The organism is Pseudomonas sp. NFPP24 (assembly GCF_900112095.1).
GTDB lineage: Bacteria > Pseudomonadota > Gammaproteobacteria > Pseudomonadales > Pseudomonadaceae > Aquipseudomonas > Aquipseudomonas extremorientalis.
On record NZ_FOKD01000015.1, the window covers coordinates 18716 to 28000 of the forward strand.

A 9285-nucleotide genomic window follows, 5' to 3' on the forward strand; every position below is an offset into this window, starting at 1 on the left:
GAGCCTCCTGCGGCTGGATGTGTGCCGGTGCTCAGTTGAACGCCCGGCTGTATCTGGCCTGTTTCAGGAAACCCGCCGAGTTAAAGGCTGTGTATCGCAGCGGGCTGCGTACACACTGCGATACAAACCTAGAACGCCACCCTGACACCCACAGTGCCTTCGTGGCCGTTGTAAGTGTTGCTGTCCAGATTGCGGTTGGAGCCGATTTCGCCATACAGAGCCACATCGCGAGCAACCTGCAAGATGGCACCCAGGCTGACTTCCAGGGTGGTGGATTTCTGTTCGGTATCGATCCGGCTGGTGCGGTTGTAAATCACACTGTTGTCCCCGGCGCTGGCGTGCCAGACGTTCGCGCGCGCATAGGGCTGCCACGGCATGCCACGGACGTTGTAATCACCGCGTAGCCTTACACCCAGGCGGGAGGTGACGCTGGTATCGGCGTCGTACTTGACGTCGGAGATACCGTCGTTCTGGCTGTCGAGCTTTGTCTTGCCGACGATCACTTGAGCCTGTGGTTCCACTGTCCAGCGCGGGGTGACCTGGAACGGCCAGCCGACTTCGACGGACGCGCTCATGTTGCGCCCTCGGGTTTTCATCTTCACGCCACGGTCCGATTCGTTGTTGCCATTGAAACGACTGCCCATCAGCACCAGGTCCAGATACGCCCGATTGGCACCGATCAGCGCCCAATACCCCCCCACGCTGTCAGCGCGCAAGGTGGTCTTGCCGGCGTCCAGATCTTGCCAGCCACCGTTGAAGCCCTTGACGTTGCCTTTGAGCGTACTGTGGCCCACAAACAGCCCAATACGATGGGTACGCCCGCTGTCGTCGGTGGCGGTGTAGGCATCGCTGCCTACCTGGAAGCCCTTGACCGTGCTGTCCAGCGTCGGGCTCACCGTGCCAGCAAACCCTTGACGGCTGCTGCTGCCGTAGACTCGGCCCCAGCCGGCCAAGCCGTTGCCGCTCTGTTGTTGGCTCTGGTCCCCCATGCGTTCGTGATAGGTCCCCAGCATGGCGAGCACGATCTGCTTGGCAGCTGGAAACAGTGCGGCGTAGATCGGCACTTCCTTGCGGTAGATAGGCTCTGGCTCGGTCCCTGGGTTAGGGGGCAAGGGACGCTCGCCCGGGCTCGGTAAAGGTACGATGATCTCAGGGCCTGATGGCTGCACCGGGACAGTGGAGCGCAGGTAATAATTCTCTGCCGTGCCTGCGGTTACACCGCCCTTGAACAGGCGGTAGTCGAACGCACCCGCGGAGACCGGGCCGGCGAGGGTAAAGGCGTTGGCACTGCCGGAGGCACCATTAAGGGCCTGCACCACCTGGATACCATCCTGCAGCGTTGCCGCACCCGCACCCCCCAGGTTGGTCACGCTGATCGCTGTGCTACCCCCAATGACACCTTGGTCAATCACCAGCCTGTCGCTGGGCGAACCGTCGCCCCCCAGAACACTTTGCAGTGCAAAGCGCCCACCATTGCCGGTGTAATTGCCCCTGATGGTCAATGAGTCGCTGGTGCTGGAACTGCCCGTGGTCATGTCGATCACGCCGCTGTTTTTTACGGTAACCAACCGGCCGGCGGTAAAGGCTTCGATCACGCCCGTACCGGCCTGCAGTTTGCTCGTGCCATCCAGTCCCAGTGTGCCGGTACCGGAACCGCTATCACCCAGCTTGAGCGTCGTACCGCTCAGGGTCAGCTCGGAGCCGTTGTCCAGCTGGATGGCTTCCCAGTTGGGCAGCAGGCCAGGGTCCCCGGCCTTGGTGTTGTCCAGGGTAAGTTTGTCGTTGCCCAAACCGCCGTCCACCAGTTGCGCTGCCGCCAATTGAGCGCTTGTCAGATTCTGCAGCAGTGCCGTGTCGTCCCCCGCACCCATCAGCACAAACGAATGCAGGTTGCCGCCGGTCCAGATGAAGTCGTCATTGCCGAAACTGAGGAGGATCTGCCCGTTCACCTCACCGCCCGAGACGGTCACGTGGTCGTCACCGCCGCTGACACTGATGTTGCCGCCCACAAATGCGGTGCCCGAGATCAGGATGGTGTCGTTGCCGAAGCCGGTGACCAGGTTGCCGATGATGCGGCCACCCGACATATCAAAGATGTTGTTGTCGAGTTTCATGTCGACGCGACCGATGGTGCCGGCGGCCATTTTGGCATCGTCGCCGTCTTCGAAGGCGCCTGTGATGGTGCCACCGCTCATCCTGAAGATATCCCGGCCGTTGCCTTGAAACACATTCGCTACAGTGCCGGCGCTCTGGGCATAGGTGTCGATACCGTCCGCCGTGCTGACGGTACCGACCCGACCGCCGCTGATATCCACCTTATCCTCCCCGTCGCCATACGTCACGTCGCCAGTCACCTGGCCCGTCCCTGAGACATTGAGCGTGTTGTTACCCCCGGTGTCGGTAAAGCCCGGCGCCGTGCCGCTGTCACAATTGGAGACGTCATCGCCGGCCGTGTTGTTGATGGTGCAGGCGCCATAAGAGGCCAGCGGCCACACCGTTATGACGATCAGGTACAACCAAGAGAGTGTCCGTGCGCGCATGATCCGTCCTCACTCGAGGGGATAGTTGCCCCGGCGCCTGCAAAGGCAGGCGCGGGCCAGACCATGACAACGTGATGCGCGATACGGAGCAGGGACAGCGGGTTACCTGATTCTGAAAACACCGGCCAATGCAAAGGGTTGGCATGGCTTTCTCGACTGCACCTGACGTGGTGCAGCGCTTTTTCCACCCTAGCCAGCGATTCGCCAGGCCGCCACTGTCAGAATTAACAGGTATGAACGAGTTGGGTGTCAGGACAGCACGATTTCATAAGGTTCACGCATTCGTTCCAGCAGCACCTGGGCCAGTATGGGCGGCAAGCCGATCTGCGGGTCACCGGCCAACTGGCTGGCATAGGCATGGGCGGCGTGGAGTTTGCGCGCCACGGTCCAGGTGTCCAGGCGTACTTTGCGCGCGCGTTGCCAGGGAATGAGCGCGCCTTCGCGAGCAGGCCAGTGCCACGCCCAGATCGGCAGTTCGTGCAACTGCGCGCCCACCAGGCTGCACGCCTTGGCACTGGCACGACCGACCGCGTCATGGTCGTCATTGCCGTCGTTGCGCCAGGTGCTGAACACCACGTCGCCGGGCTGCAGGTAACGCGCAATGAATTGGCTCAGTTGTGGCTCGCGGGCGGCGAGGGCGTTGTCGCAGAAACCACCGCGAATCCACTTCAGGCTGTGCAGCGGCATGCCCAGGCGGCGCAGGGCTTCAGCGCTTTCCTGGGGGCGGACCACGCTCAAGCGGCTCGCCGGCCACACGTTGGACCCAGGATGGCTGGCGCTGCCGTCGGTGATGGAGATCAGTTGCAGCGGGTGTTCCAGCGTGCTGAGCAATTGCAGCAAGCCGCCGCAGGCCAGCACTTCATCGCCGGGATGAGGCGCGATGATCACCACGCGTGCGCCAGGCGGCACTAATGAGGAGGGCGTAACGGGGGGGATCAGCGCCAGTTGCGGGGCGCTGTTCCAGACTTGCGCGGGGCCGCGGCGGCCATCGCTTAAGGAAGCAAGCTTCATGGGGTGTCACATCCTTGTCGGTTGATGCGGGGTCGTGCCCCGTTGACGGGGACGACTCTCTTGTTTCCACCACAGGCTCCGCCGCAGTGGCTGCTTGGCATCCCAACCCTGGAATGCCAGCAAGGCGTTCTCAGCATAGACAAGGATTGCTCGGTTTCACATTCGGTAACGGCGTTTTTTCAGGTGGCGTGCATCAGGCTCTTCAAGTAATCGCCGAATCCCCCTTGTGCACGGGCGTCCAGGCGCGCACTGGTAATCACCTGCGGGCCGTGGCTCCAGGCGATGGAGGCGCCGCATAGTTCCAGGTTGCGCACCAATTGCACATCCTCATGGCACGCCAACGGCTCGAAACCACCGGCGCGCACGTACGCACCGGCGCTCACTCCCAGGTTGGCCCCGTGTATATGCCGATGACCGTCGCGGGCCTCGTAGCCCTGGTGGTAGCGAATCTGCGCGACGGGGTCGAAACCCTCGCTCCACGCATCGACCGTGACGGTGCCGCACACGGCGTCCACCTCCAGCGCCAATTGGGCCACCAACCAGTCGGGGGCTACCCGGCTGTCGGCATCGGTGCAGGAGATCCAGCGTGCGCCCTGATTGAGCAAATGCCGCGCACCCACGCCACGCACATGCCCCACGTTGCGCGCCTGGGCTTCCAGGCACTGCACCGGGTAGGCCTGGGCAATGGCGGCGCTGGCATCGCTGCAGCTGTCGAGCACCACCAGGATAGTCACGGTTTCGCCGAGCAACCCAGGATGGCGGGCGGCGATCAACGCGGCTTCCAGGCAGTCGCCGAGCAGCGCTTCTTCGTTATGTACCGGGATCAGAATGCCGATCATCGCAGGCCCTCAAGGGTGGCGACCGAGGTGCCGTCGCGGCTCCAGAGGTCGAGCAGGAAATCAGGTTCGTGGTGGCTGGCGACGCGAGGCATGTCCAGGCATTCCTGGAGCAGGGCGTGTACCTGTTCCGCGGTTTGCGGGCAACCGTCGATAGGCGCGCGCCAGTGACAGGCCAGCAGCTGGCCGTCGGCGGTCAGCGCGGTGCGGACGCGATCGATCAGTTGGCGCAGGTCATCGGCGTCGAGGTAGTAGCACCACTCGCTCAATACGATCAGCTCGAACTGGCCCGCCGGCCACTGTTCGGGCAAGCGGCACTGCTGCACCTGGGCCTGGGGGAACCCCAGCAAGCGAGTGCGCGCAAGGGCCACGGCGGCCGCGGCGGTGTCGCAGCACAGCAGCCGATCACAACGCGGTGCCAGTTCGAAACTCAGCTCACCATTGGCGCAGCCGGGTTCGAACACCGAGGCGTAGCGGGGCCGCGTGAGTATCGCCAGGGTCAGCGCACGTTTGCGCCGCTCATACCAGCGCTGGCGAAAGGCCCAGGGATCATCGCTGTCGGCGAACAGTTGGTCGAAGTAAGGCGTGGCCACACTCATACAAATACCACTTCAAAGGGTTGCAGCAGACGCTCCACCACATAGGGCGCCAGCACCGGCGCGAGGCCGATCTGCGGGTCGCCTTCCAGTTGGCTGGCGAAGGCGTGGATGGCATGCCGTTTGCGGGCAACGGCTTCACAGGTCAGCGGAATCTTGCGTGCACGGTGCCAGGGCACCCCGCTGTCTTCGGGCGTTGCCCAGTGCCAGGTCCACACCGGCAGCTCATACAGGGTAGCGCCGACCGCCGTGCAGGCCTGGGCGCTGGCACGCCCGACGGCCTCATGGTCGCAATGGCCGTCTTCGCGCCAGGTGGTAAACACTACGTCGGTGGGTTTGAGGTAGCGCTGGATAAACCCTACGAGTTCCTGTTCCCGCGCCGCCACCTGGCTGTCGGTAAAACCGGCGCGCAGCCATTTCAGGCTGTGCAGCGGCAACCCCAGGCGGTGCAGGGCCTGTGCCGATTCCTGCGGGCGCACTACGCTCAGACGTTCCACCGGCCAACGCTGTGAACCGGGGTGGCTGGCGCTGCCATCGGTGACTGAGATCAGCTGGATCGGCCGACCCAGTGCCGCCAGGCCCTGCATCAGGCCGCCGCAGCCGAGGATTTCATCATCCGGATGTGGTGCGATGATCACCGCACGGTGGCCGGCGGGTACCAACTGCTCGACGCTGATCGACGGCAAATCGGCCATTTTAGGCGAGGCCTGCCAGTGATGCAGCGGCGTGCCCTGGCCAACGATCGGATTGGGTCTCATAACTGCCACCTCCCTGTGGGTTCACCGGCCACCAGCTCTCCGAGCCCGGCCAAGTCGCGTTCGGCATGACTCTGGCGTACATACACCGGCAGGTCCGCCATCAACTGGGCAAAGTGCGGGTCCTTGCAGTAAGGACCGGCGCCGACGGCGCGCCCGACATGGCGTATGACCTGCTCGACCGTGTCTTCGATACAGGCCCGCGTCTGCTGGGCCAATTGCCGGGCGTCAGCCTTGGGCTCAAGGTCGATCTGTGCCGCGCTGGCACGCAGCACACAGGCGGCGCTGTTCAGTGCGCTGTCGACGGCGCCCAGATGAGCCAGGGCGTGGGGTTCCGGGCGTTTACTGCACTGCGCGCGCAAGACCTCGGCCAGGCGTTGCGCGGCGCCGTACCAGCAGGCGGCGATACCGATACCGCCTTGCCAGAAGCCTGGGCGGGCGAGGTAATCCCCCGGTCCGCCCACCGCCAATCCCCAGGCCCCGTCGAACACGACTTCCACACTGCCGGTGGCCGCCATACCCACCGCGTTCCACCCCTCATCCGTGACCACAATGCCGGGTTGATCCATGTGCACGGCCACCAACTGCTGGCGATCGTCTTCGTCCCAGGCGGTCAACAACCCATGGCTCACCACCGCCGCGCCGGAGCACCAGGCCTTGCGGCCTTGCACCCGCAGGCGATGGCCCTCCTGGCGCACGCGCACCTTCGCCGTTGGCGGCTCGGCGGCCCACATGCCCCACGTGCTGCCCAGGGGCGGCAGTGGGGAGTTGAGCTCGGCAATGATTGCCAGGGCATCGGTGTGGCCTTCGAACAGCTTGCACAGGCGCAGGTCATGACCCGCCACCTGCGCCAGGCGACTGAACCGCGCCAGGGTCTGCCCGCCGCCGGGCGGCGGCAGTTGGTCCAGGCCTTCTTCCTGAAGCGCCTTCAGGGCGTCGCCCAGGGCTTGCGTGTCCGCATAGCCCCGGAAGCCTTGAAGGAATCCATGCAGAGCCATCTCACACCTCGTCTTCGCGCTGCAACTCGAACAACAACAGCGAGCGCCCGGTCACGGCGTACTCGTGATCGAACTCAAAGCGTTCCTGACCGCGTACGGCGGGCTCATTGGTGTCGAGCATGCAGGTCCAGAACTCACCTTCGGGCACCGGCGGCAAGCGGAAGTTGACCATGTCGTGATGGGCGTTGACCACCAGCAGCAAGGTAGCGTCGGCGCCGGGACGGCGAATCCCGGTTTCCTGGGCGCGACCATCCATCAACATGCCCAGGCAGCGACCGTTGCTGTCCTGCCACTGTTCGGTGGTCATCTCGTTGCCATCCGGGGCCAGCCAGGTGACGTCCTTCACGCCGATGTCTTCGTTGTAGTCGCCCACCAGGAAGCGGCCACGACGCAGGATCGGGTAGGCCAGGCGCAGCTTGATCAGACGCTTCACAAACTTGAGCAGCGCCTTGCCATCTTCGTCCAGGTCCCAGTTGATCCAACCGATCTCACTGTCCTGGCAGTAGGCGTTGTTGTTGCCGTGCTGGGTGCGCGCAAACTCATCGCCAGCCACCAGCATCGGCGTGCCTTGGGACAGGAGCAATGTGGCGAAGAAGTTGCGCATCTGGCGCAGCCTCAGGGCGTTGATTTGCGGGTCGTCGGTCGGGCCTTCGACGCCGTGGTTCCAGGACAGGTTGTTGTTGCTGCCATCCTGGTTGTTTTCGTCGTTGGCTTCGTTGTGCTTGTCGTTGTACGACACCAGGTCGTGCAGCGTGAAACCATCATGCGCGGTGATGAAGTTCACCGAGCTGTAGGGACGGCGCCCACGGTGGTTGAACATTTCGCCGGAGGCGGTCATGCGGGCCGCGAAGTCGGCCAGCTGGCCGTCATCGCCTTTCCAGAATGCACGCACGGTGTCGCGGAAACGGTCGTTCCATTCCACCCAGCCCGGCGGGAAATTGCCCACTTGATAGCCACCGGGGCCGCAGTCCCAGGGCTCGGCGATCATTTTCAACTGGCGCAGCACCGGGTCCTGGCGGCAAGCCACGAGGAAGCTGTGACGCTCGTCGAAACCCTCGCGGTAGCGGCCAAGAATGGTCGCCAGGTCGAAGCGGAAGCCGTCGACGTGCATCTCGGTCGCCCAATAACGCAACGAGTCGGTGACCATCTGCAATACGCACGGGTGGCTCAGATCCAGGGTGTTACCCGTGCCGGAGTCGTTGATGTAGAAGCGCTTGTCGTCCGGCATCAGGCGGTAGTACGAAGCGTTGTCGATGCCGCGCATGGACAGCGTCGGGCCGCGCTCGTTGCCTTCGGCGGTGTGGTTGTAGACCACGTCGAGGATTACTTCGAGCTTCTGTTCATGCAGGTGCGCGACCATCTCCTTGAACTCGGCAATCTTGCCGCTGGCCAGGTAGCGCGGGTCGGGGGCAAAAAACGCGATGCTGTTGTACCCCCAGTAGTTGGTCATGCCTTTTTGCAGCAGGTGCTGGTCATTGACGAAGGCATGCACCGGCAGCAGCTCCACCGACGACACGCCCAGTTGGCGGATGTGCTTGAGCACGTCGTCTTCCATCAGCCCGGCGCAGGTGCCGCGTACTTCATCGGCTACGGAAGGGTGACGCATGCTGATACCGCGAAGATGGGTCTCGTAGATGATCGTACGGTCCCACGGCACGCGTACCGGTTGGTCGTTGCCCCAGGTGTGCGCCGGGTCGATCACCTTGCATTTGGGCACGAAGGGTGCGCTGTCGCGCTCGTCGAAGCTGAGGTCGTCGTCCGGGTGGCCGATGGTGTAGCCGAACAGCGCCTCCGACCACTTGAGCTCGCCCACCAACTGCTTGGCGTAGGGGTCGATCAGCAATTTGTTGTGGTTGAAACGGTGGCCGTTGGCCGGGTCGTAAGCACCGTACACGCGGTAGCCGTAGATCAGCCCGGGGTGGGCGTCGGGCAGATAGCCGTGGAAGGTCTCGTCGGTGTACTCGGGGAGTTCGATACGTTCCAGCTCGACCTCGCCGGAATCATCGAACAGGCACAGTTCGACCTTGGTTGCGTTGGCCGAGAACAGGGCGAAGTTGACGCCCAGGCCATCCCAGGTCGCGCCCAGCGGGAAGGGCAAACCTTCACGGATCCGCGACGGTTCATTGCCCGGCGTCGGTGGGGTTTTATCGGGTTTGCTCATTGAAAACTTGCTCCTGCAAAGATGTTTTTCAGGCCGAACGCGGCCGTGCCGACGAAATTTCAGCTGAGAATCTGGAAGGTGGAATCACCTCTTGCCGACCGTGCCGGCAAGAGGGGGGTATCAAGGCTTGGGTTTCTTCGGCGCGGGAGGTTTTTTAGCCGCCGGTGGCGCCGGCTTGCTGGGCGCAGGCTTGGCTTTGGTGGCTGGCTTGGGCTTGGCGGCCGCCTTGGGTTTGCTCGGCGTCAGCGCTTCGGCTTCGGCCAGTTTGCGCGCCATCTCCCAATGCCGCGCGTCTTGCCCATGGGGCTTGCCTTCGGACTCCCAGATCTGGTGCGCCAACTCTTTTATGCGTTTTTCGTCAGTACTCATCGCAATGCTCCTCAACAGA

8 protein-coding genes are annotated in these 9285 nt (G+C 63.5%); all 8 read right to left on the reverse strand.

The features are described 5' to 3' along the window. Nucleotides 1-128: 128 nt before the first annotated feature. A complete protein-coding gene (locus BM026_RS25590; protein ID WP_093513320.1) occupies nucleotides 129-2540 on the reverse strand; it encodes an autotransporter family protein in 2412 nt (803 codons plus the stop codon). Nucleotides 2541-2789: 249 nt separating this feature from the next. After that, the gene (locus BM026_RS25595) at nucleotides 2790-3551 is read right to left on the reverse strand and encodes a PIG-L deacetylase family protein (RefSeq protein ID WP_093121133.1); all 762 of its coding nucleotides are present in this window, start codon (nucleotides 3549-3551) and stop codon (nucleotides 2790-2792) included. Between the two features lie 179 nt (nucleotides 3552-3730). Continuing rightward, nucleotides 3731-4390 (reverse strand): glycosyltransferase family 2 protein, encoded by a 660-nt coding sequence (locus BM026_RS25600; protein WP_093121132.1) that lies wholly within the window; start codon nucleotides 4388-4390, stop codon nucleotides 3731-3733. Next, nucleotides 4387-4986, reverse strand: coding sequence for an SAM-dependent methyltransferase (locus tag BM026_RS25605; RefSeq protein ID WP_093530493.1), 600 nt, complete (start codon nucleotides 4984-4986; stop codon nucleotides 4387-4389). The genes BM026_RS25600 and BM026_RS25605 overlap by 4 nt, the downstream gene beginning before the upstream one ends. Continuing rightward, complete coding sequence (locus BM026_RS25610; RefSeq protein ID WP_093121131.1) at nucleotides 4983-5741, reverse strand: PIG-L deacetylase family protein; 759 nt, start codon at nucleotides 5739-5741, stop codon at nucleotides 4983-4985. The genes BM026_RS25605 and BM026_RS25610 overlap by 4 nt, the downstream gene beginning before the upstream one ends. Continuing rightward, entirely contained in the window at nucleotides 5738-6736 is a 999-nt protein-coding gene (locus BM026_RS25615) for an acyl-CoA dehydrogenase family protein (protein ID WP_093530495.1), read from the reverse strand. Before BM026_RS25615 ends, BM026_RS25610 begins: the two co-directional genes overlap by 4 nt. A 1-nt stretch (nucleotide 6737) precedes the next feature. Continuing rightward, complete coding sequence (glgX, locus tag BM026_RS25620) at nucleotides 6738-8897, reverse strand: glycogen debranching protein GlgX (RefSeq protein ID WP_071488163.1); 2160 nt, start codon at nucleotides 8895-8897, stop codon at nucleotides 6738-6740. A gap of 120 nt (nucleotides 8898-9017) precedes the next feature. Continuing rightward, a complete protein-coding gene (locus BM026_RS25625; RefSeq protein ID WP_093121129.1) occupies nucleotides 9018-9266 on the reverse strand; it encodes a DUF2934 domain-containing protein in 249 nt (82 codons plus the stop codon). Nucleotides 9267-9285 lie beyond the last annotated feature (19 nt).

What these genes read in the sequence shown, in the direction of transcription:
- BM026_RS25625 (WP_093121129.1), bottom strand. Translation starts at nt 9,266, where the DNA reads ATGAGTACTGACGAAAAACGCATAAAAGAGTTGGCGCACCAGATCTGG.
- BM026_RS25615 (WP_093530495.1), bottom strand. Translation starts at nt 6,736, where the DNA reads ATGGCTCTGCATGGATTCCTTCAAGGCTTCCGGGGCTATGCGGACACG.
- BM026_RS25595 (WP_093121133.1), bottom strand. Translation starts at nt 3,551, where the DNA reads ATGAAGCTTGCTTCCTTAAGCGATGGCCGCCGCGGCCCCGCGCAAGTC.
- BM026_RS25590 (WP_093513320.1), bottom strand. Translation starts at nt 2,540, where the DNA reads ATGCGCGCACGGACACTCTCTTGGTTGTACCTGATCGTCATAACGGTG.
- BM026_RS25610 (WP_093121131.1), bottom strand. Translation starts at nt 5,741, where the DNA reads ATGAGACCCAATCCGATCGTTGGCCAGGGCACGCCGCTGCATCACTGG.
- BM026_RS25605 (WP_093530493.1), bottom strand. Translation starts at nt 4,986, where the DNA reads ATGAGTGTGGCCACGCCTTACTTCGACCAACTGTTCGCCGACAGCGAT.
- BM026_RS25600 (WP_093121132.1), bottom strand. Translation starts at nt 4,390, where the DNA reads ATGATCGGCATTCTGATCCCGGTACATAACGAAGAAGCGCTGCTCGGC.
- glgX (WP_071488163.1), bottom strand. Translation starts at nt 8,897, where the DNA reads ATGAGCAAACCCGATAAAACCCCACCGACGCCGGGCAATGAACCGTCG.